The organism is Bacillus sp. FSL K6-2819, from assembly GCF_038008305.1.
Taxonomy (GTDB): Bacteria; Bacillota; Bacilli; order Bacillales; family Bacillaceae; genus Bacillus; species Bacillus amyloliquefaciens.
Window position 1 is genome coordinate 147845 of record NZ_JBBOYV010000001.1, and the last position, 23878, is coordinate 171722.

Sequence of the window (23878 nt, forward strand, 5' to 3'; positions counted from 1 at the left end):
TGTTTTTCATTCCGCACCTGGGCAGATTGTAGAAGTACAATTGGTCGGAGGAAAAACCGGCTAGCTGCTGTCATCGGAATGAAGATTCTTCATCATGTACTAAAGCAGACGGAGAAAAGCGTACATTTCATTCTCCTTAGAAAAAGAATATCAATCATTTACCCTTTATGATTGCGTATCTCCGGAAGTTCAGAACAGTATAAACGAAACAGGGCGTGTGACAAACGGATAACTGAGATTTTCTCTTTTGAAATTTGTCAGAGAGCAAGTTACTGATTTGAAGAAGGGAGAACACTTGAATGGCGAAAGACGATGTAATTGAAGTGGAAGGTACGATAGTCGAAACACTGCCAAACGCGATGTTCAAAGTTGAACTCGAGAATGGCCATACGGTTTTGGCTCACGTATCTGGTAAAATCCGCATGCACTTCATTCGCATTTTACCTGGAGACAAAGTTACGGTAGAATTATCTCCATATGACTTAACTCGTGGCAGGATTACGTACCGTTACAAATAAAGCACTCCGGAAACTGAAGGAGGTTGGAAACACATGAAAGTGAGACCATCAGTTAAACCAATCTGCGAGAAATGTAAAGTTATCCGCAGAAAAGGAAAAGTAATGGTGATCTGTGAAAATCCAAAGCATAAACAAAAACAAGGATAATTAATAAGGAGGTGCCCAGAGAATGGCTCGTATTGCTGGTGTAGATATCCCACGTGACAAACGTGTTGTTATTTCTTTAACATATGTCTTCGGAATTGGCCGCACAACGGCTCAGCAAGTCTTGAAAGAGGCTGGTGTTTCTGAAGATACTCGTGTGCGTGATCTTACTGAAGAAGAACTTGGTAAAATCCGTGATGTTATTGACAAACTGAAAGTAGAAGGTGACCTTCGCCGTGAAGTTTCTCTTAACATCAAGCGTCTGATCGAAATCGGAAGCTACCGCGGAATCCGCCATCGCAGAGGTTTGCCTGTTCGCGGACAAAACTCTAAAAACAATGCGCGTACTCGTAAAGGTCCGCGTCGTACTGTAGCTAACAAGAAAAAATAAGTAAGGGAGGTACCTAAACAATGGCTGCTGCTCGTAAACAAAACACGCGTAAACGTCGCGTGAAAAAGAATATTGAGTCAGGAATCGCTCATATTCGTTCAACTTTCAACAACACGATCGTTACGATCACTGATACTCATGGTAATGCTATTTCTTGGTCAAGTGCCGGAGCTCTAGGATTCAGAGGTTCTCGTAAATCTACTCCTTTTGCTGCGCAAATGGCTGCTGAAACAGCTGCTAAAGGTTCAATCGAACACGGACTTAAAACTCTTGAAGTAACTGTTAAAGGACCAGGTTCTGGCCGTGAAGCTGCAATCCGTGCTTTACAAGCTGCCGGACTTGAAGTTACAGCTATCAGAGACGTAACTCCTGTTCCTCATAATGGATGCCGTCCACCAAAACGTCGCCGCGTGTAATTTGTTTGTATAGATTTTGTGTCCCTGTCAATAATGGGTTATGATACAGTTATTTATGAAACGAATGCACCGACTCGTTGCCTGAGCACATACGGGACTAAACAATGGGGAATTTCGGATGGAATCTCATATGATTCTATTCGAGGTTTCGACGTTTTGAAGGAGGGTTTTAAGTAATGATCGAGATTGAAAAACCAAAAATCGAAACGGTTGAAATCAGCGACGATGCCAAATTTGGTAAGTTTGTCGTAGAGCCGCTTGAGCGTGGATATGGTACAACTCTGGGTAACTCCTTACGTCGTATCCTCTTATCCTCACTCCCTGGTGCCGCTGTAACATCGATCCAGATAGATGGTGTACTGCACGAATTCTCGACAATCGAAGGCGTTGTGGAAGATGTTACAACGATAATCTTGCACATTAAAAAGCTTGCATTGAAAATCTACTCTGATGAAGAGAAGACGCTTGAAATTGATGTACAGGGTGAAGGAACTGTCACAGCAGCTGACATTACACACGACAGCGATGTTGAAATCCTTAATCCGGATCTTCATATCGCGACTCTTGGTGAGAATGCGAGTTTCCGAGTTCGCCTTACTGCACAAAGAGGACGTGGGTATACTCCTGCTGATTCGAACAAAAGAGACGATCAGCCAATCGGCGTGATTCCGATCGATTCAATCTTTACGCCAGTTTCCCGTTTATCTTATCAGGTGGAAAACACTCGTGTAGGCCAGGTTGCAAACTATGACAAACTTACACTTGATGTTTGGACTGACGGAAGCACTGGACCGAAGGAAGCAATTGCTCTTGGTTCAAAGATTTTAACTGAACACCTTAATATATTCGTTGGTTTAACTGACGAAGCTCAGCATGCTGAAATCATGGTTGAAAAAGAAGAGGATCAAAAAGAAAAAGTTCTTGAAATGACGATTGAGGAACTTGATCTTTCTGTCCGTTCTTACAACTGCTTGAAGCGTGCGGGCATTAACACGGTTCAAGAACTTGCGAACAAGACGGAAGAAGATATGATGAAAGTTCGCAACTTGGGACGCAAATCACTTGAAGAAGTGAAAGCGAAACTTGAAGAACTTGGACTCGGCCTTCGCAAAGACGATTGATCTAGTTTCCATGTGAACTAGGATTTTCGTGTGTTTTTTAATTAGAAACAGCATTCCATTAAAGGAGGGGACATCACATGTCATACAGAAAACTAGGACGTACGAGTTCACAGCGTAAAGCTATGCTTCGTGATCTTACAACAGATTTGATCATCAACGAAAGAATCGAAACAACTGAAACACGTGCGAAAGAACTTCGCTCTGTTGTTGAAAAGATGATCACTCTTGGTAAACGCGGTGACTTGCATGCTCGTCGTCAAGCTGCTGCATACATTCGCAACGAGGTTGCTAATGAAGAAAATAACCAAGATGCACTTCAAAAATTATTCTCTGACATTGCAACTCGTTACGAGGAGCGCCAAGGCGGATACACACGTATTATGAAGCTTGGTCCTCGCCGTGGTGACGGTGCACCAATGGCAATCATCGAATTGGTTTAATCACATATTTTTGTGTATCTAAAGAAGGGCGGGACAGTTTCTAACTGGATCTATGCCCTTTTTTTAGATACCAGAACTTTTTATCATGAGACAGAAAAGCAGAGCTATAGCTGAGAGGAGGTCAGGCGCCCGTGGATCAAAAACAGCTTATATCCGTAAAAGACATCTTATTCCGATACCGCAAAGATGCAGAAAGGCCGGCGCTGGACGGTGTAAGTCTGGAGGTATACGAAGGAGAATGGCTTGCTATCGTAGGTCACAACGGTTCAGGGAAGTCGACTTTGGCCAGAGCGCTGAACGGACTGATTTTGCCTGAGGCCGGAGATATTGAAGTCGGCGGCATGAAACTGACTGAAGATACTGTTTGGGATGTGCGAAAAAAAATAGGGATGGTCTTTCAGAATCCCGATAACCAATTTGTCGGAACAACGGTTCGCGATGATGTGGCTTTTGGTTTAGAAAACAATGGTGTTCCGCGCGAAGAAATGATTGAGAGAGTAGATTGGGCTGTCAAACAAGTCAATATGCAGGATTTTCTTGATCAAGAGCCGCACCATCTCTCCGGAGGTCAAAAACAAAGAGTGGCGATCGCAGGGATTATTGCTGCGCGTCCTGATATTATGATTTTGGATGAAGCGACATCCATGCTTGACCCGATCGGGAGAGAAGAAGTCCTTGATACTGTCAGACGCTTAAAAGATCAAGGCATGGCCACCGTCATTTCGATTACACATGACTTGGAAGAAGCCGCAAGGGCGGACAGGATCATTGTAATGAACGGCGGCAGGAAATATGCAGAGGGCCCGCCTGAAGAGATTTTTAAATTAAATGAAGACTTGGTTCGCATCGGTCTTGATTTGCCTTTCTCATTCCAGCTCAGCCTGCTTTTGAAAGAAAGCGGACTGGCGTTATCGAAAAACCATCTGACTCAGGAAGGGCTGGTGAATGAGCTGTGGACATTAAAATCAAAGATGTAGAACATCGTTATCAAATAAAGACACCGTTTGAACGGCTTGCTCTGTATGATATCAATGCCGTGATCAAAGAGGGCAGCTACGTTGCCGTCATCGGGCATACAGGATCGGGTAAATCGACGCTCCTGCAGCATTTGAACGGTTTGCTGAGGCCTACTAAAGGACAGCTGGAGCTCGGCAGCACGATTTTAGCAGCCGGTAAAAAGAATAAAGATCTTAAGGCTTTGCGGAAAAAAGTCGGAATCGTTTTCCAATTTCCCGAACATCAGCTGTTTGAGGAGACTGTACTGAAGGACATCGCATTCGGACCAATGAACTTCGGTGTGAAAAAAGAAGACGCTGAACGGAAGGCGAAAGAGATGCTGGAGCTTGTGGGTCTTCCGGAAGACATTTTGGAACGGTCGCCGTTTGAGCTCAGCGGCGGGCAGATGCGCAGAGTGGCGATCGCCGGTGTTCTTGCGATGGAGCCGGAAGTACTGGTTTTAGATGAACCGACGGCCGGGCTTGATCCAAGAGGGCGCCAGGACATTATGGACATGTTCTATGCGCTTCATCAGCGGGGAAACCTGACTACCGTTCTCGTCACGCACAGCATGGAGGACGCCGCCCGCTATGCCGACGAGATGATCGTCATGCACAAAGGAACGATTAAAGCGACGGGGAGTCCGAGTGATTTGTTTGCAAAAGGTGAAGAGATGGCCGAAATGGGCCTGGATCTTCCTGAATCGGTGAAGTTTCAGAGACGGCTTGAGGCGGTTCTCGGAGTCAAGTATGAGAAACCCATGCTCACCCTGCAGGATGCCGCCAGTGAAATTAAGGCTTTCTTTCAGGAGGATAAGGACCAATGATGGACAGCATGATTATCGGAAAGTATGTTCCCGGATCATCGCTTATTCACCGCTTAGACCCGCGAACAAAACTTGTCAGCATTTTTCTTTTTGTATGTATCGTTTTTTTGGCAAACAACGTACAGACGTACGCTTTGCTCGGTTTGTTTACATTCGGGGTGATCGCCTTGACGCGAGTGCCGGTCAGCTTTTTGCTGAAGGGGCTTAAGCCGATTATCTGGATTGTGGCATTTACGTTTTTACTGCACATCTTCATGACGCATGAGGGTGCTGTCATTTTTCGGCTTGGCTGGTTTAAAGTTTATGAGGGCGGACTTGTACAGGGGATTTTTATCTCTCTCCGTTTCGTTTACCTCATTTTTATGACGACGCTGCTGACGCTTACGACAACGCCGATTGAAATAACGGATGGAATGGAGCAGCTCCTGCATCCATTTAAAAAGGTGAAGCTGCCCGTACACGAGCTCGCATTGATGATGTCGATATCGCTGCGCTTTATTCCGACGCTGATGGAAGAGACGGATAAAATCATGAAGGCGCAAATGGCGAGGGGTGCAGACTTTACAAGCGGCCCGGTGAAAGACAGAATAAAAGCGGTCGTTCCGCTGCTTGTTCCCCTGTTTGTCAGCGCCTTTAAACGTGCGGAAGAGCTCGCGGTCGCCATGGAGGCGAGAGGCTACCAGGGCGGTGAGGGGAGAACGAAATACAGAAAGCTTGTCTGGACCGGCAAGGATACCGGAGCTATTCTGCTCATCATCGTATTAGCCGTATTATTGTTTTTCTTAAGAAGTTAGAGGTGCTGCCCAATGAGAATGAAATGTACCATTGCTTATGACGGGCATTTATTTAACGGATATCAGGTTCAGCCTGGAAAACGGACCGTTCAAAGTGAACTGGAAAAGGCGCTGGCCGTCATCCATAAAACCGACGGCAGAGTGCCTGTCTACTCATCCGGCCGCACTGACAGTGATGTTCATGCTGCCGGACAGGTCATTCATTTTGATACTCCGCTGTCCATTCCGGCTGAGAAATGGCCGTTTGCGCTCAATGCCCTGCTGCCTGATGACATTGCCGTCAAAACAGCAGAGATTGCGGATGATGGGTTCCATGCACGATTTAGCGCAGTCCAAAAGGAATATCGCTACTTTGTATACACGGAGAAACACCCGGACGTATTTAAACGACATTACGCTTACCATTTTGCATATCAGCTTAATGTGCAGAAAATGAGGGAAGCTTCAAGGCACCTCATCGGGACACATGATTTCACAAGCTTTTGTGCGGTTGATACCGCGGTTCAGGATAAAGTCAGAACGATTTACGAGCTGGAATGGACTGAGACCGGAGACGGCCTGCAAATGCGGATTACCGGAAACGGATTTCTCTATAATATGGTCAGAATCATTGCCGGAACGTTATTAGACACAGGGGCTGGAAAATTTTCTCCTGATGACGTAAAAGCAATGCTGGAAGCGAAGGATCGCGAAGCCGCGGGGCGCACCGCACCGGGGCACGGGCTGTATTTATGGAGCGTTTGCTATGACAACTAAACCAGGTGTAACATTTTCTTGACAGAGTCTGCATAAAGTTATAAGATATCATATGGTATGTATTTCAACCCCACGATAAGCCCCGGAACTTATTGTGTTGTGAAATAGAACGTAACAGAAGTTTATGAAAAAATGACAGATCATTTAGGAGGGAATTAAATGCGTACAACACCTATGGCTAACGCAAGTACTATTGAACGCAAGTGGTTAGTTGTTGATGCAGCAGGCAAGACTTTAGGACGTCTTTCTACAGAAGTTGCATCTATCCTTCGCGGAAAACACAAACCAACTTACACACCGCACGTTGATACTGGAGATCATGTGATCATCATCAACGCTGAAAAAATCGAGTTAACTGGTAAAAAGTTAACTGATAAAATCTACTACCGTCACACGATGCACCCAGGCGGTCTGAAATCAAGAACTGCTCTTGAAATGCGTACAAACTACCCTGAGAAAATGCTTGAGCTTGCTATCAAAGGCATGCTTCCTAAAGGTTCTCTAGGTCGTCAAATGTTCAAGAAATTGAACGTATACCGTGGTTCTGAGCATCCACACCAAGCACAACAGCCTGAAGTTTACGAACTTCGCGGTTAATTAAAAGGGAGGTTACCAATTTGGCACAGGTTCAATATTACGGTACTGGCCGTCGTAAAAGTTCTGTAGCGCGCGTGCGCTTAGTTCCAGGAGAAGGTCGTATCGTCGTTAATAATCGTGAAATCAGCGAGCACATTCCATCGCCAGCTCTAATCGAAGATATCAAACAACCATTAACTTTAACTGAAACAGCTGGTACTTATGATGTTTTAGTAAACGTACATGGAGGCGGCTTATCTGGTCAAGCTGGAGCAATCCGTCATGGTATCGCTCGTGCTTTGCTTGAAGCAGATCCAGAATACCGTGCAACACTTAAACGTGCTGGTCTTCTGACTCGTGACGCTCGTATGAAAGAACGTAAAAAATACGGTCTTAAAGGCGCTCGTCGTGCACCTCAATTCTCAAAACGTTAATCGTTTTGGATTGCAAAAACCACAACTTCTTGGTTGTGGTTTTTTTGTATTTTTTTCTCAAATCCAAGAGGTTATCCAATGTTTTTCTAGAATTGTTTGTTATACTCTATTCATTAACAATAAGGAGCGCAGTTATAATGAATAAGTTAGCCATACATAACAGCAAAGCATGGGATAAAAAAGTCGAAATTGGCAATGAGTGGACGGTTGCGGTTGATTCACATACGATTGGCAAAGCGAAAAAAGGCAGTTGGAGCATCAGAATGACTCCGGGAAAAGACGTACCGGCGGATTGGTTCCCGCCCATCGATGGTCTGAAGGTTCTTTGCCTCGCTTCAGGAGGGGGACAGCAAGGCCCGGTGCTGGCTGCTGCGGGAGCTGATGTCACCGTCTTTGACAATTCAGAAAAACAGCTTGCGCAAGACAGAATGGTTGCTGAGCGGGAAGATCTTACGCTCCGGACTGTCAAAGGCAGCATGAATGATCTGAGCTGTTTTGAGGATGAGTCATTTGATTTTATCGTGCATCCAGTATCGAATTGCTTTGTTGATACGGTGCTCCCGGTATGGAAAGAAGCCCACCGCGTATTAAAAAAAGGCGGATCTTTAGTCTCCGGTTTTGTAAATCCCGTCGTGTTTTTATTTGATATGGATTTAGAGCAGGAGGGCGTCCTAAAAGTAAAGTATTCCATTCCGTTTTCGGATGAAAAGGATCTCAGTAAGAAAAAAGTAAAGGAACTCATTGACAATAATGAAGCGCTGGAATTCGGCCATACGTTAGAGGATCAAATTAAGGGCCAGATTGACGCGGGCTTCATGGTCACCGGCTTTTATGAGGACAAGGGCGGCCTCGTCCTGGATGAATACATTAATACATACTCCGTAACAAGAAGCATTAAAATATAAAAACAGCATCCCGTCAGAGGTGCTGTTTTTTTGCGGGTCGCGCTTGTCTGTGATTCCGCTCAGCCTCTCATCAAGCACCTGCCGACTGTGCTGTAACAGCATTTTCACAACACCGCCTCTGCCCTTTAAACATGGAACCCCTTCATTTGGGAGGATTTCCACTATCAACAAAGCATGCTTTTCCCTTTTTCCTTTCAAAATAACAGTAAAAAGGAGCGTGAATGGCAATGGCAGAGGTATTATCTTTTTCAGACGTGAAACGGCAGAAGGATTTTGAACTTGAGAAGAATTTACTCAAGGAGCTGTCACTGACGCAGATCATTCAATCCGTAAAAGCATGTCTTTCCCCTTTGTTTCCCTTTCTCCAAGATGAAAACGGCATTCTAAGTGAAGGGTGCATAGATTTTGCAATAGAAGCGTATTTATTAGGCGGCCGGTTCGGCGTCTTTGGCTATTACGGTGAGTCTTTGCAAAGGGCAAACGCCCGTTCGTCCGAAGAGGAGGAAGAACTGACGGTCGATTTTTTTGAATATCTTTGCAGCTGGACGCATGAGCAATATTCTTCCGTTGAACAAAAAGAAATCTACGAAGCGTCATGCAGGTTTATCAACAGCTGGTGGACGGAAGGGTTTCTGCAACGGAAAAAACAATGTAAGCTCCGCATGAGGTAATCATAATTTCTTCCCATGTCCCATACTTATTAATAACGGGGACAAGCGGGAGGGAAAGGTATGAGAAATAAGCTGAAATGGCTCGGTTTTTTACTTGGCTTTATCATATTATTGTGTTTATTCCGGTTTCAATTCCATAATGATGATTCCTGGCGGCCGTGGAGTCTGCCGCTGAGCGGAAAAATCATCTATCTCGATCCGGGACACGGCGGGCCGGACGGCGGCGCCACGGGAAGCAATCACCTTGAAAAGGATATTACGCTCGAAGTGGCCTCCAGAGTCAGAGACTATTTGCAGGAGCAAGGGGCTTTGGTCATCATGACGCGGGAGACGGATACCGACTTAGCGCCTGAAGGGATGAAAGGCTACAGCAGACGCAAAGCGGAAGATCTTAGAAAGCGCGTGGAGATCATCAACCGTTCAGAAGCAGAGCTTTATATCAGCATTCACTTGAACGCCATACCGTCACCGAAATGGAGCGGCGCCCAAAGCTTTTACTATGGAAAATACGAAGAGAATGAAAAAGTGGCAAAATATATACAGGACGAATTGAGAATTAATTTGGAGAATACAACGAGAAAGGCGAAGCGGATACACGGCATTTACTTAATGCAGAATGTAACCAAACCGGGCGCACTGGTGGAGGTCGGATTTTTGTCCAACCCCGCGGAAGCGAAAAGGCTCAGCCAGCCTAAATATCAGGATAAAATCGCATCTTCCGTGTATAAGGGCGTATTGAGATACTTCACAGAGAAAGGAGACCCTCCCGAGTAAGGAGGGTTTTTCGCCGATTCTATGATTAATATATGGTATAATACCATTTGTAAACGAATACACAAAGGGTGAGGGTTCGATGATAAGAGAAGATGAAGTAAGAAATATAGTCGGAAAAATGCGCGAACCTTTTCTTCATAGACCGCTGGGAGAATTGGATGCCGTTAAGGAAGTAAAGGTCAAGCCGGAGAAACGGCATGTCAGTGTAAAAATTGCATTGGCAAAAACGGGGACGGCTGAACAAATGGGCATTCAGCAGGAAATTGTATCCGTCCTGAAAGAAGCGGGAGCGGAAACTGTCGGCCTTCGGTTTGAAGAGCTGCCGGAAGAGACATTGGCGAAATTCAGCCAGCCGGCGCCTGAAAGCGAAACCCTGCTGAATAGGAAAAATCCGCCGGTCTTTCTGGCGGTGGCAAGCGGAAAAGGCGGTGTCGGCAAATCAACGGTTTCCGTCAATCTGGCCATTTCTCTTGCGCGGCTCGGCAAAAAAGTCGGCCTGATCGATGCGGATATATACGGTTTCAGCGTGCCTGACATGATGGGTATTACTGTTCGTCCGACAGTAGAAGGAGAAAAACTGCTTCCTGTCGAAAGATTTGGAGTAAAGGTCATGTCTATGGGCTTTTTCGTGGAAGAAAACGCTCCGGTTGTTTGGAGAGGACCGATGCTTGGCAAGATGCTGAACAACTTCTTCCATGAAGTTGACTGGGGAGAGGTTGACTATATCGTTCTCGATCTGCCGCCGGGCACGGGTGATGTTGCGCTCGATGTACACACGATGCTTCCGAGCAGTAAAGAGATTATCGTAACAACGCCGCACCCTACAGCCGCATTTGTAGCAGCGAGAGCGGGTTCTATGGCAATTAAAACCGATCATGAAGTTGTAGGGGTCATTGAAAACATGGCTTACTATGAAAGTGCAAAAACCGGTGAAAAAGAATTTGTGTTCGGTCAAGGCGGAGGAGATAAGCTTGCGGAAGAATTGCAGGTGCCGCTGCTCGGCAGAATTCCTTTAAAGCAGCCTGATTGGGACAAAGACCAGTTTGCGCCTTCTGTCTACGACAGAAGCCATCCGATCGGAGAAATTTATATGGGCATCGCCCAAAAAGTCATTGAAAAAACGGCTGAATAAAAAAGGGGCCGGGATCAATACGGCCCGGCCTTTTATTGGCTTTCTTTTTCAGAGCTTGAAGCCGCTTTTTTCAGTTCATCTTCAAATTGCTTTTTGAAAAGCGGGCTGGAAAGTGTCTCTGTAATCACATCTTCTAGGTAACTGCGGAATTTTTGGCTTTTCACCAGCTCGTAGTATTTCTTATCCATGCCGGGGTCCTGCAAGATCTGCATAAAACTTTTCTGATAATCAGGGTCTTTCATCAGTTTTTTTATGATTTTTTCGTGCTCGGGCTGAAGTGTTTTTGCAAAGCTTTCGGCGAACTTTGAGTCTTCAAAGATCGTTTTCCAGAACTCCGCCCCTTTTTTAGAGGTGAGGGTTTTCTCTATCGTGCCTTTAATGGCGTTTTGATCAATCACCAATGCCTCATTCATCGCATCATCATTTAATATTTCCTTAATTGCTTTTTTTCCATCATCTGTCTTTAATATATCGACAACCATTTTTTTAGTCTGGTCATAATCCATATCCGCTGCTTGGTCTTTTGGAGCACAAGCTGTTACAGATAACACAACAAAACAGCTTATCAATAGCGTTTTGGCTTTTGACATACATAAGCTCCTTCCTTACTTGTTCTTACTTTTAATATGATTCATCGGAATGGATTTATACATAACAAAATATCGCTGAACGCGATTGTCAGGGGGATGAATAAGAGATGAAAAGCCGCGGGCTTGTTCGATTTTTCTTTTCGATTTTAGCTGTGGGCGCTCTTATTACAAGCGTCGTGGGATTTGCACTGAAGTGGGGGGAGTACAAGGGGTTCTTTCTGAATTTTGAGGCCGGACAGATTTTCTCCGTTCTGATCTGGTTTATCGGAGTAGGCATGATTTTCAGTGTGATCAGTCAAATGGGATTCTTCGTGTTTTTGACGGTGCACCGGTTTGCCCTTGAAATCCTCAGATCGAGTTCGCTTTGGAATCTGCTTCAGCTGTTTATCATTCTGTTTGTTGCTTTTGATTTAATGTACGTCAGATTTTTATTTTTCGGTGAGCGGGATGACTCGATTGCAGGGTTTGTCTGGCTGCCGCTGGCTTTGCTCGCCGTGGGCCTGTTGACGGCATATATAAAACAAAAGCAGTCCTCAAGAAATACGTTCATTTCATCATTATTTTTAATGGTCGTTATTACAGCGCTTGAATGGGTTCCTGCGTTAAGAGTGAATAATGAGGACTGGCTTTATTTGATGCTGATCCCGCTGATGGGCTGCAATGCGTTTCAGCTGTTAATGCTGCCAAAGTTTGCCCAGAGGTAGTTATTTCACCTCTGATGATTTGACGTCAGTATTTGCGATCAGATCACCGACAGTCACGTTTTTAAGCCCCTTTTGCTTTAAATTGTGAATGATGGCGGGGAGCGCTTCTTCCGTTTGTGTTGCTGAATCAGAGGCGTGCAGCAGGACAATGTCGCCGCCTTTTATATGACTGTTTACATTTTCAATGATTTTATCAGGGCCGGGATTTGTCCAATCGTGTGAGTTAATGCTGTAATGAACCACTGAATAGTGGTACTGCTGTGCAATGGTAAGAACCTTTTTATTAAATTGTCCGGTCGGCGGGCGGAGTAAATGAACATTCTTTACAGCCATTTTTTTAAATGCGTTCTGAGCCCGGAGGATATCCTTTTTAATGTCTTGGTCCTCTAGGTTGGTATAGTTCTTATACGCGTATCCCATGCTTCCGATTTGATGTCCGTCTTTAATCATTCGTTCCACTGTATCCGGGTGCCGCTCCGCCCAAGAAGCTGACAGAAAAAAAGTGGCGTTTTTTATGCCGTTTGCTTTTAGCGTGTTCAGAATCGGAACCGCTTTTTCATCGCCCCAGCTGATGTCAAATGTTAATGCGACTTCGTTTGCTTTCGTCTCCCCTTTAGAAATCGCCTTCGGACCGTTATCCGTTAAAAATACAGGAAGAGGGACGGCTCTCTGTATATAAAATAAGCTGGCTGCTGCAAATGCGGCAATGATAATAATAAGCAGCTGTTTTATCCTTTTGATGTGCCACACGTAGAAGTGGTTCACTGATGACGCCTCCTTATCTTGTCCATGCTTGATTACATCCTATGCCGCAGCGGATATGAATATAACGAATTATGTTTTTAAATAAAATGAAAAAAACACTTGCTATATTTAGCGAATGCATGGTATATTATTATTCGTCGCTGATGAACAGCAGACAACAAGAAAAAGCTTCGAAAACAACTTGAAAAAGTTGTTGACATAAAAGAAGCTGAGTGGTAAGATAATAAAGCTGCTTCAACAAGCAGTAATGATCTTTGAAAACTAAACAAGACAAAACGTACCTGTTAATTCAAAGTTTTAAATAAATCGCACAGCGATGTGCGTAGTCAGTCAAACTACTTTATCGGAGAGTTTGATCCTGGCTCAGGACGAACGCTGGCGGCGTGCCTAATACATGCAAGTCGAGCGGACAGATGGGAGCTTGCTCCCTGATGTTAGCGGCGGACGGGTGAGTAACACGTGGGTAACCTGCCTGTAAGACTGGGATAACTCCGGGAAACCGGGGCTAATACCGGATGCTTGTTTGAACCGCATGGTTCAAACATAAAAGGTGGCTTCGGCTACCACTTACAGATGGACCCGCGGCGCATTAGCTAGTTGGTGAGGTAACGGCTCACCAAGGCGACGATGCGTAGCCGACCTGAGAGGGTGATCGGCCACACTGGGACTGAGACACGGCCCAGACTCCTACGGGAGGCAGCAGTAGGGAATCTTCCGCAATGGACGAAAGTCTGACGGAGCAACGCCGCGTGAGTGATGAAGGTTTTCGGATCGTAAAGCTCTGTTGTTAGGGAAGAACAAGTGCCGTTCAAATAGGGCGGCACCTTGACGGTACCTAACCAGAAAGCCACGGCTAACTACGTGCCAGCAGCCGCGGTAATACGTAGGTGGCAAGCGTTGTCCGGAATTATTGGGCGTAAAGGGCTCGCAGGCGGTTTCTTAAGTCTGATGTGAAAGCCCCCGGCTCAACCGGGGAGGGTCATTGGAAACTGGGGAACTTGAGTGCAGAAGAGGAGAGTGGAATTCCACGTGTAGCGGTGAAATGCGTAGAGATGTGGAGGAACACCAGTGGCGAAGGCGACTCTCTGGTCTGTAACTGACGCTGAGGAGCGAAAGCGTGGGGAGCGAACAGGATTAGATACCCTGGTAGTCCACGCCGTAAACGATGAGTGCTAAGTGTTAGGGGGTTTCCGCCCCTTAGTGCTGCAGCTAACGCATTAAGCACTCCGCCTGGGGAGTACGGTCGCAAGACTGAAACTCAAAGGAATTGACGGGGGCCCGCACAAGCGGTGGAGCATGTGGTTTAATTCGAAGCAACGCGAAGAACCTTACCAGGTCTTGACATCCTCTGACAATCCTAGAGATAGGACGTCCCCTTCGGGGGCAGAGTGACAGGTGGTGCATGGTTGTCGTCAGCTCGTGTCGTGAGATGTTGGGTTAAGTCCCGCAACGAGCGCAACCCTTGATCTTAGTTGCCAGCATTCAGTTGGGCACTCTAAGGTGACTGCCGGTGACAAACCGGAGGAAGGTGGGGATGACGTCAAATCATCATGCCCCTTATGACCTGGGCTACACACGTGCTACAATGGGCAGAACAAAGGGCAGCGAAACCGCGAGGTTAAGCCAATCCCACAAATCTGTTCTCAGTTCGGATCGCAGTCTGCAACTCGACTGCGTGAAGCTGGAATCGCTAGTAATCGCGGATCAGCATGCCGCGGTGAATACGTTCCCGGGCCTTGTACACACCGCCCGTCACACCACGAGAGTTTGTAACACCCGAAGTCGGTGAGGTAACCTTTTTGGAGCCAGCCGCCGAAGGTGGGACAGATGATTGGGGTGAAGTCGTAACAAGGTAGCCGTATCGGAAGGTGCGGCTGGATCACCTCCTTTCTAAGGATTTTAACGGAATATAAGACCTTGGGTCTTATAAACAGAACGTTCCCTGTCTTGTTTAGTTTTGAAGGATCATTCGATTCTTCGAGATGTTGTTCTTTGAAAACTAGATAACAGAAGTAATTCACATTCAATTGTAATGCAAGATATCACGTAGTGATTCTTTTTAACGGTTAAGTTAGAAAGGGCGCACGGTGGATGCCTTGGCACTAGGAGCCGATGAAGGACGGGACGAACACCGATATGCTTCGGGGAGCTGTAAGCAAGCTTTGATCCGGAGATTTCCGAATGGGGAAACCCACCACTCGTAATGGAGTGGTATCCATATCTGAATACATAGGATATGAGAAGGCAGACCCGGGGAACTGAAACATCTAAGTACCCGGAGGAAGAGAAAGCAAATGCGATTCCCTGAGTAGCGGCGAGCGAAACGGGACCAGCCCAAACCAAGAGGCTTGCCTCTTGGGGTTGTAGGACACTCTGTACGGAGTTACAAAGGAACGAGGTAGATGAAGAGGTCTGGAAAGGCCCGCCATAGGAGGTAACAGCCCTGTAGTCAAAACTTCGTTCTCTCCTGAGTGGATCCTGAGTACGGCGGAACACGTGAAATTCCGTCGGAATCCGGGAGGACCATCTCCCAAGGCTAAATACTCCCTAGTGACCGATAGTGAACCAGTACCGTGAGGGAAAGGTGAAAAGCACCCCGGAAGGGGAGTGAAAGAGATCCTGAAACCGTGTGCCTACAAGTAGTCAGAGCCCGTTAACGGGTGATGGCGTGCCTTTTGTAGAATGAACCGGCGAGTTACGATCCCGTGCAAGGTTAAGCAGAAGATGCGGAGCCGCAGCGAAAGCGAGTCTGAATAGGGCGAATTGAGTACGTGGTCGTAGACCCGAAACCAGGTGATCTACCCATGTCCAGGGTGAAGTTCAGGTAACACTGAATGGAGGCCCGAACCCACGCACGTTGAAAAGTGCGGGGATGAGGTGTGGGTAGGGGTGAAATGCCAATCGAACCTGGAGATAGCTGGTTCTCTCCGAAATAGCTTTAGGGCTAGCCTCAAGGTAAGAGTCTCGGAGGTAGAGCACTGATTGGACTAGGGGCCCCTACCGGGTTACCGAATTCAGTCAAACTCCGAATGCCGATGACTTATCCTTGGGAGTCAGACTGCGAGTGATAAGATCCGTAGTCGAAAGGGAAACAGCCCAGACCGCCAGCTAAGGTCCCAAAGTATACGTTAAGTGGAAAAGGATGTGGAGTTGCTTAGACAACCAGGATGTTGGCTTAGAAGCAGCCACCATTTAAAGAGTGCGTAATAGCTCACTGGTCGAGTGACTCTGCGCCGAAAATGTACCGGGGCTAAACGTATCACCGAAGCTGCGGACTGTTCTTCGAACAGTGGTAGGAGAGCGTTCTAAGGGCTGTGAAGCAAGACCGGAAGGACTTGTGGAGCGCTTAGAAGTGAGAATGCCGGTATGAGTAGCGAAAGAGGGGTGAGAATCCCCTCCACCGAATGCCTAAGGTTTCCTGAGGAAGGCTCGTCCGCTCAGGGTTAGTCGGGACCTAAGCCGAGGCCGAAAGGCGTAGGCGATGGATAACAGGTTGATATTCCTGTACCACCTCCTCACCATTTGAGCAATGGGGGGACGCAGGAGGATAGGGTAAGCGCGGTATTGGATATCCGCGTCCAAGCAGTTAGGCTGGGAAATAGGCAAATCCGTTTCCCGTGAAGGCTGAGCTGTGATGGCGAGCGAATTATAGTAGCGAAGTTCCTGATTCCACACTGCCAAGAAAAGCCTCTAGCGAGGTGAGAGGTGCCCGTACCGCAAACCGACACAGGTAGGCGAGGAGAGAATCCTAAGGTGATCGAGAGAACTCTCGTTAAGGAACTCGGCAAAATGACCCCGTAACTTCGGGAGAAGGGGTGCTCTGTTAGGGTGCAAGCCCGAGAGAGCCGCAGTGAATAGGCCCAGGCGACTGTTTAGCAAAAACACAGGTCTCTGCGAAGCCGTAAGGCGAAGTATAGGGGCTGACGCCTGCCCGGTGCTGGAAGGTTAAGAGGAGCGCTTAGCGTAAGCGAAGGTGCGAATTGAAGCCCCAGTAAACGGCGGCCGTAACTATAACGGTCCTAAGGTAGCGAAATTCCTTGTCGGGTAAGTTCCGACCCGCACGAAAGGCGCAACGATCTGGGCACTGTCTCAACGAGAGACTCGGTGAAATTATAGTACCTGTGAAGATGCAGGTTACCCGCGACAGGACGGAAAGACCCCGTGGAGCTTTACTGCAGCCTGATATTGAATGTTGGTACAGCTTGTACAGGATAGGTAGGAGCCTTGGAAACCGGAGCGCCAGCTTCGGTGGAGGCATCGGTGGGATACTACCCTGGCTGTATTGACCTTCTAACCCGCCGCCCTTATCGGGCGGGGAGACAGTGTCAGGTGGGCAGTTTGACTGGGGCGGTCGCCTCCTAAAAGGTAACGGAGGCGCCCAAAGGTTCCCTCAGAATGGTTGGAAATCATTCGCAGAGTGTAAAGGCACAAGGGAGCTTGACTGCGAGACCTACAAGTCGAGCAGGGACGAAAGTCGGGCTTAGTGATCCGGTGGTTCCGCATGGAAGGGCCATCGCTCAACGGATAAAAGCTACCCCGGGGATAACAGGCTTATCTCCCCCAAGAGTCCACATCGACGGGGAGGTTTGGCACCTCGATGTCGGCTCATCGCATCCTGGGGCTGTAGTCGGTCCCAAGGGTTGGGCTGTTCGCCCATTAAAGCGGTACGCGAGCTGGGTTCAGAACGTCGTGAGACAGTTCGGTCCCTATCCGTCGCGGGCGCAGGAAATTTGAGAGGAGCTGTCCTTAGTACGAGAGGACCGGGATGGACGCACCGCTGGTGTACCAGTTGTTCTGCCAAGGGCATCGCTGGGTAGCTATGTGCGGACGGGATAAGTGCTGAAAGCATCTAAGCATGAAGCCCCCCTCAAGATGAGATTTCCCATTCCGCAAGGAAGTAAGATCCCTGAAAGATGATCAGGTTGATAGGTCTGAGGTGGAAGTGTGGCGACACATGGAGCTGACAGATACTAATCGATCGAGGACTTAACCAATTTTGAATGTATGCTTCCTGTTATCTAGTTTTGAGAGAACACTCTCAATGGTTTGGTGGCGATAGCGAAGAGGTCACACCCGTTCCCATGCCGAACACGGAAGTTAAGCTCTTCAGCGCCGATGGTAGTCGGGGGTTTCCCCCTGTGAGAGTAGGACGCCGCCAAGCTTTTTATTTTATCTACCATGTTTTTGTTTATGAAGCTTATAATATTCCGCAGTAGCTCAGTGGTAGAGCTATCGGCTGTTAACCGATCGGTCGTAGGTTCGAGTCCTACCTGCGGAGCCATTGCTTCCATAGCTCAGCAGGTAGAGCACTTCCATGGTAAGGAAGAGGTCAGCGGTTCGAGCCCGCTTGGAAGCTTATCTAAAATACGTTGATCTGAAGCAGTTTCCGTACGTTATGGAACTGTTATTTTTTGTTTAAAGCAGTAAAAACCTAGTGCTAATTGCAGCAGGTTTTCTGATGAAGTCTGTTTTCTTCGTTATAAATTAATTTTTAAATGGTATTGACTTTCATCAAAACCCTGATATAATTACTTTTGTCATAATGAACCGTATGAATTTTCGGTTTTTGGATAGGCTTTTACTTTAGATTAAGCAGAGAGTTACACCGTCTTAGCATTACTGAATAAATAACATGAGAGTTTTCTTTTTTGGTGCTGTTATTTTTATTTTATTTTGGCCATTCATTACTTATTTACTTGCGGAAGTAGTTCAGTGGTAGAACATCACCTTGCCAAGGTGGGGGTCGCGGGTTCGAATCCCGTCTTCCGCTCCATTATTTTATTGCGCCCGTAGCTCAATTGGATAGAGCGTTTGACTACGGATCAAAAGGTTAGGGGTTCGACTCCTCTCGGGCGCGCCATAATTTATTTGAAAATCGGGAAGTAGCTCAGCTTGGTAGAGCACATGGTTTGGGACCATGGGGTCGCAGGTTCGAATCCTGTCTTCCCGACCATTCTAAACACTAGAAATAATATACTGATTTTATTTTTACTCTTTTTAAAAAAGTACTTGATTTATAGAGAGATAACATGGTATATTATTATTCGTCGCTGATGAACAGCAGACAACAAGAAAAAGCTTCGAAAACAACTTGAAAAAGTTGTTGACATAAAAGAAGCTGAGTGGTAAGATAATAAAGCTGCTTCAACAAGCAGTAATGATCTTTGAAAACTAAACAAGACAAAACGTACCTGTTAATTCAAAGTTTTAAATAAATCGCACAGCGATGTGCGTAGTCAGTCAAACTACTTTATCGGAGAGTTTGATCCTGGCTCAGGACGAACGCTGGCGGCGTGCCTAATACATGCAAGTCGAGCGGACAGATGGGAGCTTGCTCCCTGATGTTAGCGGCGGACGGGTGAGTAACACGTGGGTAACCTGCCTGTAAGACTGGGATAACTCCGGGAAACCGGGGCTAATACCGGATGCTTGTTTGAACCGCATGGTTCAAACATAAAAGGTGGCTTCGGCTACCACTTACAGATGGACCCGCGGCGCATTAGCTAGTTGGTGAGGTAACGGCTCACCAAGGCGACGATGCGTAGCCGACCTGAGAGGGTGATCGGCCACACTGGGACTGAGACACGGCCCAGACTCCTACGGGAGGCAGCAGTAGGGAATCTTCCGCAATGGACGAAAGTCTGACGGAGCAACGCCGCGTGAGTGATGAAGGTTTTCGGATCGTAAAGCTCTGTTGTTAGGGAAGAACAAGTGCCGTTCAAATAGGGCGGCACCTTGACGGTACCTAACCAGAAAGCCACGGCTAACTACGTGCCAGCAGCCGCGGTAATACGTAGGTGGCAAGCGTTGTCCGGAATTATTGGGCGTAAAGGGCTCGCAGGCGGTTTCTTAAGTCTGATGTGAAAGCCCCCGGCTCAACCGGGGAGGGTCATTGGAAACTGGGGAACTTGAGTGCAGAAGAGGAGAGTGGAATTCCACGTGTAGCGGTGAAATGCGTAGAGATGTGGAGGAACACCAGTGGCGAAGGCGACTCTCTGGTCTGTAACTGACGCTGAGGAGCGAAAGCGTGGGGAGCGAACAGGATTAGATACCCTGGTAGTCCACGCCGTAAACGATGAGTGCTAAGTGTTAGGGGGTTTCCGCCCCTTAGTGCTGCAGCTAACGCATTAAGCACTCCGCCTGGGGAGTACGGTCGCAAGACTGAAACTCAAAGGAATTGACGGGGGCCCGCACAAGCGGTGGAGCATGTGGTTTAATTCGAAGCAACGCGAAGAACCTTACCAGGTCTTGACATCCTCTGACAATCCTAGAGATAGGACGTCCCCTTCGGGGGCAGAGTGACAGGTGGTGCATGGTTGTCGTCAGCTCGTGTCGTGAGATGTTGGGTTAAGTCCCGCAACGAGCGCAACCCTTGATCTTAGTTGCCAGCATTCAGTTGGGCACTCTAAGGTGACTGCCGGTGACAAACCGGAGGAAGGTGGGGATGACGTCAAATCATCATGCCCCTTATGACCTGGGCTACACACGTGCTACAATGGGCAGAACAAAGGGCAGCGAAACCGCGAGGTTAAGCCAATCCCACAAATCTGTTCTCAGTTCGGATCGCAGTCTGCAACTCGACTGCGTGAAGCTGGAATCGCTAGTAATCGCGGATCAGCATGCCGCGGTGAATACGTTCCCGGGCCTTGTACACACCGCCCGTCACACCACGAGAGTTTGTAACACCCGAAGTCGGTGAGGTAACCTTTTTGGAGCCAGCCGCCGAAGGTGGGACAGATGATTGGGGTGAAGTCGTAACAAGGTAGCCGTATCGGAAGGTGCGGCTGGATCACCTCCTTTCTAAGGATTTTAACGGAATATAAGACCTTGGGTCTTATAAACAGAACGTTCCCTGTCTTGTTTAGTTTTGAAGGATCATTCGATTCTTCGAGATGTTGTTCTTTGAAAACTAGATAACAGAAGTAATTCACATTCAATTGTAATGCAAGATATCACGTAGTGATTCTTTTTAACGGTTAAGTTAGAAAGGGCGCACGGTGGATGCCTTGGCACTAGGAGCCGATGAAGGACGGGACGAACACCGATATGCTTCGGGGAGCTGTAAGCAAGCTTTGATCCGGAGATTTCCGAATGGGGAAACCCACCACTCGTAATGGAGTGGTATCCATATCTGAATACATAGGATATGAGAAGGCAGACCCGGGGAACTGAAACATCTAAGTACCCGGAGGAAGAGAAAGCAAATGCGATTCCCTGAGTAGCGGCGAGCGAAACGGGACCAGCCCAAACCAAGAGGCTTGCCTCTTGGGGTTGTAGGACACTCTGTACGGAGTTACAAAGGAACGAGGTAGATGAAGAGGTCTGGAAAGGCCCGCCATAGGAGGTAACAGCCCTGTAGTCAAAACTTCGTTCTCTCCTGAGTGGATCCTGAGTACGGCGGAACACGTGAAATTCCGTCGGAATCCGGGAGGACCATCTCCCAAGGCTAAATACTCCCTAGTGACCGATAGTGAACCAGTACCGTGAGGGAAAGGTGAAAAGCACCCCGGAAGGGGAGTGAAAGAGATCCTGAAACCGTGTGCCTACAAGTAGTCAGAGCCCGTTAACGGGTGATGGCGTGCCTTTTGTAGAATGAACCGGCGAGTTACGATCCCGTGCAAGGTTAAGCAGAAGATGCGGAGCCGCAGCGAAAGCGAGTCTGAATAGGGCGAATTGAGTACGTGGTCGTAGACCCGAAACCAGGTGATCTACCCATGTCCAGGGTGAAGTTCAGGTAACACTGAATGGAGGCCCGAACCCACGCACGTTGAAAAGTGCGGGGATGAGGTGTGGGTAGGGGTGAAATGCCAATCGAACCTGGAGATAGCTGGTTCTCTCCGAAATAGCTTTAGGGCTAGCCTCAAGGTAAGAGTCTCGGAGGTAGAGCACTGATTGGACTAGGGGCCCCTACCGGGTTACCGAATTCAGTCAAACTCCGAATGCCGATGACTTATCCTTGGGAGTCAGACTGCGAGTGATAAGATCCGTAGTCGAAAGGGAAACAGCCCAGACCGCCAGCTAAGGTCCCAAAGTATACGTTAAGTGGAAAAGGATGTGGAGTTGCTTAGACAACCAGGATGTTGGCTTAGAAGCAGCCACCATTTAAAGAGTGCGTAATAGCTCACTGGTCGAGTGACTCTGCGCCGAAAATGTACCGGGGCTAAACGTATCACCGAAGCTGCGGACTGTTCTTCGAACAGTGGTAGGAGAGCGTTCTAAGGGCTGTGAAGCAAGACCGGAAGGACTTGTGGAGCGCTTAGAAGTGAGAATGCCGGTATGAGTAGCGAAAGAGGGGTGAGAATCCCCTCCACCGAATGCCTAAGGTTTCCTGAGGAAGGCTCGTCCGCTCAGGGTTAGTCGGGACCTAAGCCGAGGCCGAAAGGCGTAGGCGATGGATAACAGGTTGATATTCCTGTACCACCTCCTCACCATTTGAGCAATGGGGGGACGCAGGAGGATAGGGTAAGCGCGGTATTGGATATCCGCGTCCAAGCAGTTAGGCTGGGAAATAGGCAAATCCGTTTCCCGTGAAGGCTGAGCTGTGATGGCGAGCGAATTATAGTAGCGAAGTTCCTGATTCCACACTGCCAAGAAAAGCCTCTAGCGAGGTGAGAGGTGCCCGTACCGCAAACCGACACAGGTAGGCGAGGAGAGAATCCTAAGGTGATCGAGAGAACTCTCGTTAAGGAACTCGGCAAAATGACCCCGTAACTTCGGGAGAAGGGGTGCTCTGTTAGGGTGCAAGCCCGAGAGAGCCGCAGTGAATAGGCCCAGGCGACTGTTTAGCAAAAACACAGGTCTCTGCGAAGCCGTAAGGCGAAGTATAGGGGCTGACGCCTGCCCGGTGCTGGAAGGTTAAGAGGAGCGCTTAGCGTAAGCGAAGGTGCGAATTGAAGCCCCAGTAAACGGCGGCCGTAACTATAACGGTCCTAAGGTAGCGAAATTCCTTGTCGGGTAAGTTCCGACCCGCACGAAAGGCGCAACGATCTGGGCACTGTCTCAACGAGAGACTCGGTGAAATTATAGTACCTGTGAAGATGCAGGTTACCCGCGACAGGACGGAAAGACCCCGTGGAGCTTTACTGCAGCCTGATATTGAATGTTGGTACAGCTTGTACAGGATAGGTAGGAGCCTTGGAAACCGGAGCGCCAGCTTCGGTGGAGGCATCGGTGGGATACTACCCTGGCTGTATTGACCTTCTAACCCGCCGCCCTTATCGGGCGGGGAGACAGTGTCAGGTGGGCAGTTTGACTGGGGCGGTCGCCTCCTAAAAGGTAACGGAGGCGCCCAAAGGTTCCCTCAGAATGGTTGGAAATCATTCGCAGAGTGTAAAGGCACAAGGGAGCTTGACTGCGAGACCTACAAGTCGAGCAGGGACGAAAGTCGGGCTTAGTGATCCGGTGGTTCCGCATGGAAGGGCCATCGCTCAACGGATAAAAGCTACCCCGGGGATAACAGGCTTATCTCCCCCAAGAGTCCACATCGACGGGGAGGTTTGGCACCTCGATGTCGGCTCATCGCATCCTGGGGCTGTAGTCGGTCCCAAGGGTTGGGCTGTTCGCCCATTAAAGCGGTACGCGAGCTGGGTTCAGAACGTCGTGAGACAGTTCGGTCCCTATCCGTCGCGGGCGCAGGAAATTTGAGAGGAGCTGTCCTTAGTACGAGAGGACCGGGATGGACGCACCGCTGGTGTACCAGTTGTTCTGCCAAGGGCATCGCTGGGTAGCTATGTGCGGACGGGATAAGTGCTGAAAGCATCTAAGCATGAAGCCCCCCTCAAGATGAGATTTCCCATTCCGCAAGGAAGTAAGATCCCTGAAAGATGATCAGGTTGATAGGTCTGAGGTGGAAGTGTGGCGACACATGGAGCTGACAGATACTAATCGATCGAGGACTTAACCAATTTTGAATGTATGCTTCCTGT

The 23878-nt window shown here is 48.0% G+C and carries 19 protein-coding genes, 5 tRNA genes, 5 rRNA genes and 1 pseudogene; 28 read left to right on the top strand and 2 right to left on the bottom strand.

What is annotated here, in order from left to right; genetic code table 11:
- The first annotated feature begins 39 nt into the window (after positions 1–39).
- From MHH91_RS00845 to MHH91_RS00925, 17 genes and pseudogenes are all read left to right on the top strand, one after another.
- A pseudogene (locus MHH91_RS00845) lies at positions 40–322 on the top strand (KOW domain-containing RNA-binding protein).
- The gene (infA, locus tag MHH91_RS00850) at positions 300–518 is read left to right on the top strand and encodes a translation initiation factor IF-1 (RefSeq protein WP_003156508.1); all 219 of its coding nucleotides are present in this window, start codon (positions 300–302) and stop codon (positions 516–518) included. The pseudogene MHH91_RS00845 and the gene infA overlap by 23 nt, the downstream one beginning before the upstream one ends.
- Positions 519–551: 33 nt before the next feature.
- Positions 552–665 carry a 50S ribosomal protein L36 gene (rpmJ, locus tag MHH91_RS00855; RefSeq protein WP_003156543.1) on the top strand — a complete coding sequence of 38 codons (114 nt, stop codon included), beginning with the start codon at positions 552–554 and terminating at the stop codon, positions 663–665.
- Positions 666–687: 22 nt separating this feature from the next.
- Positions 688–1053, top strand: coding sequence for a 30S ribosomal protein S13 (gene rpsM, locus MHH91_RS00860; RefSeq protein WP_003156545.1), 366 nt, complete (start codon positions 688–690; stop codon positions 1051–1053).
- A 20-nt stretch (positions 1054–1073) separates the two neighbouring features.
- Positions 1074–1469: a 30S ribosomal protein S11 gene (gene rpsK / locus MHH91_RS00865; protein ID WP_003156547.1), complete on the top strand. Its 396-nt coding sequence runs from the start codon at positions 1074–1076 to the stop codon at positions 1467–1469.
- Positions 1470–1645: 176 nt separating this feature from the next.
- Positions 1646–2590, top strand: coding sequence for a DNA-directed RNA polymerase subunit alpha (locus tag MHH91_RS00870; protein ID WP_003156549.1), 945 nt, complete (start codon positions 1646–1648; stop codon positions 2588–2590).
- A 77-nt stretch (positions 2591–2667) separates the two neighbouring features.
- The gene (rplQ, locus tag MHH91_RS00875; RefSeq protein WP_003156550.1) at positions 2668–3030 is read left to right on the top strand and encodes a 50S ribosomal protein L17; all 363 of its coding nucleotides are present in this window, start codon (positions 2668–2670) and stop codon (positions 3028–3030) included.
- A gap of 131 nt (positions 3031–3161) precedes the next feature.
- Positions 3162–4007 carry an energy-coupling factor ABC transporter ATP-binding protein gene (locus MHH91_RS00880; protein WP_013350820.1) on the top strand — a complete coding sequence of 282 codons (846 nt, stop codon included), beginning with the start codon at positions 3162–3164 and terminating at the stop codon, positions 4005–4007.
- A complete protein-coding gene (locus MHH91_RS00885; RefSeq protein ID WP_013350821.1) occupies positions 3983–4852 on the top strand; it encodes an energy-coupling factor ABC transporter ATP-binding protein in 870 nt (289 codons plus the stop codon). The genes MHH91_RS00880 and MHH91_RS00885 overlap by 25 nt, the downstream gene beginning before the upstream one ends.
- The gene (locus MHH91_RS00890; RefSeq protein WP_013350822.1) at positions 4849–5646 is read left to right on the top strand and encodes an energy-coupling factor transporter transmembrane component T family protein; all 798 of its coding nucleotides are present in this window, start codon (positions 4849–4851) and stop codon (positions 5644–5646) included. The genes MHH91_RS00885 and MHH91_RS00890 overlap by 4 nt, the downstream gene beginning before the upstream one ends.
- Positions 5647–5658: 12 nt before the next feature.
- Positions 5659–6402 (top strand): tRNA pseudouridine(38-40) synthase TruA, encoded by a 744-nt coding sequence (truA, locus tag MHH91_RS00895; protein ID WP_013350823.1) that lies wholly within the window; start codon positions 5659–5661, stop codon positions 6400–6402.
- A 159-nt stretch (positions 6403–6561) separates the two neighbouring features.
- Positions 6562–6999 (top strand): 50S ribosomal protein L13, encoded by a 438-nt coding sequence (rplM, locus tag MHH91_RS00900; protein ID WP_013350824.1) that lies wholly within the window; start codon positions 6562–6564, stop codon positions 6997–6999.
- Positions 7000–7019: 20 nt separating this feature from the next.
- A complete protein-coding gene (gene rpsI / locus MHH91_RS00905; RefSeq protein ID WP_003225846.1) occupies positions 7020–7412 on the top strand; it encodes a 30S ribosomal protein S9 in 393 nt (130 codons plus the stop codon).
- Between the two features lie 137 nt (positions 7413–7549).
- A complete protein-coding gene (locus tag MHH91_RS00910; protein ID WP_013350825.1) occupies positions 7550–8317 on the top strand; it encodes a class I SAM-dependent methyltransferase in 768 nt (255 codons plus the stop codon).
- Between the two features lie 227 nt (positions 8318–8544).
- The gene (locus tag MHH91_RS00915) at positions 8545–8988 is read left to right on the top strand and encodes a DUF2521 family protein (protein WP_014469623.1); all 444 of its coding nucleotides are present in this window, start codon (positions 8545–8547) and stop codon (positions 8986–8988) included.
- Positions 8989–9048: 60 nt separating this feature from the next.
- The gene (cwlD, locus tag MHH91_RS00920; RefSeq protein ID WP_013350827.1) at positions 9049–9762 is read left to right on the top strand and encodes an N-acetylmuramoyl-L-alanine amidase CwlD; all 714 of its coding nucleotides are present in this window, start codon (positions 9049–9051) and stop codon (positions 9760–9762) included.
- A 79-nt stretch (positions 9763–9841) separates the two neighbouring features.
- On the top strand, positions 9842–10894 hold the full coding sequence (locus tag MHH91_RS00925) for an Mrp/NBP35 family ATP-binding protein (RefSeq protein WP_013350828.1): 1053 nt from the start codon (positions 9842–9844) through the stop codon (positions 10892–10894).
- A gap of 32 nt (positions 10895–10926) precedes the next feature.
- Here MHH91_RS00925 and gerD read toward each other — a convergent pair whose 3' ends face one another.
- The gene (gerD, locus tag MHH91_RS00930) at positions 10927–11484 is read right to left on the bottom strand and encodes a spore germination lipoprotein GerD (protein ID WP_013350829.1); all 558 of its coding nucleotides are present in this window, start codon (positions 11482–11484) and stop codon (positions 10927–10929) included.
- A gap of 107 nt (positions 11485–11591) precedes the next feature.
- On the opposite strand from gerD, the gene kbaA reads away from it, so the two are divergent.
- Positions 11592–12188: a KinB-signaling pathway activation protein gene (gene kbaA, locus MHH91_RS00935; protein ID WP_013350830.1), complete on the top strand. Its 597-nt coding sequence runs from the start codon at positions 11592–11594 to the stop codon at positions 12186–12188.
- Here the strand turns inward: kbaA and pdaB are convergent, their stop codons facing one another.
- Entirely contained in the window at positions 12189–12953 is a 765-nt protein-coding gene (gene pdaB, locus MHH91_RS00940) for a polysaccharide deacetylase family sporulation protein PdaB (RefSeq protein WP_013350831.1), read from the bottom strand.
- A 340-nt stretch (positions 12954–13293) separates the two neighbouring features.
- Here pdaB and MHH91_RS00945 point away from each other — a divergent pair.
- The 10 genes from MHH91_RS00945 (at position 13294) to MHH91_RS00990 (ending at position 23857) form a co-directional block, all read left to right on the top strand.
- Positions 13294–14843 (top strand): 16S ribosomal RNA (locus MHH91_RS00945).
- Positions 14844–15017: 174 nt separating this feature from the next.
- Positions 15018–17947: ribosomal RNA gene (locus tag MHH91_RS00950) — 23S ribosomal RNA — on the top strand.
- 51 nt (positions 17948–17998) lie between these two features.
- Positions 17999–18114: ribosomal RNA gene (gene rrf, locus MHH91_RS00955) — 5S ribosomal RNA — on the top strand.
- A gap of 45 nt (positions 18115–18159) precedes the next feature.
- A tRNA-Asn gene (locus MHH91_RS00960) sits at positions 18160–18234 on the top strand.
- A 2-nt stretch (positions 18235–18236) separates the two neighbouring features.
- Positions 18237–18309, top strand: a tRNA-Thr gene (locus MHH91_RS00965).
- Positions 18310–18651: 342 nt separating this feature from the next.
- A tRNA-Gly gene (locus tag MHH91_RS00970) sits at positions 18652–18726 on the top strand.
- Positions 18727–18736: 10 nt separating this feature from the next.
- A tRNA-Arg gene (locus MHH91_RS00975) sits at positions 18737–18813 on the top strand.
- Positions 18814–18829: 16 nt separating this feature from the next.
- Positions 18830–18906, top strand: a tRNA-Pro gene (locus MHH91_RS00980).
- Between the two features lie 297 nt (positions 18907–19203).
- Positions 19204–20753: ribosomal RNA gene (locus MHH91_RS00985) — 16S ribosomal RNA — on the top strand.
- A 174-nt stretch (positions 20754–20927) separates the two neighbouring features.
- Positions 20928–23857 (top strand): 23S ribosomal RNA (locus MHH91_RS00990).
- Together the 16S, 23S and 5S rRNA genes with 5 tRNA genes alongside form the textbook arrangement of a ribosomal RNA operon.
- Positions 23858–23878 lie beyond the last annotated feature (21 nt).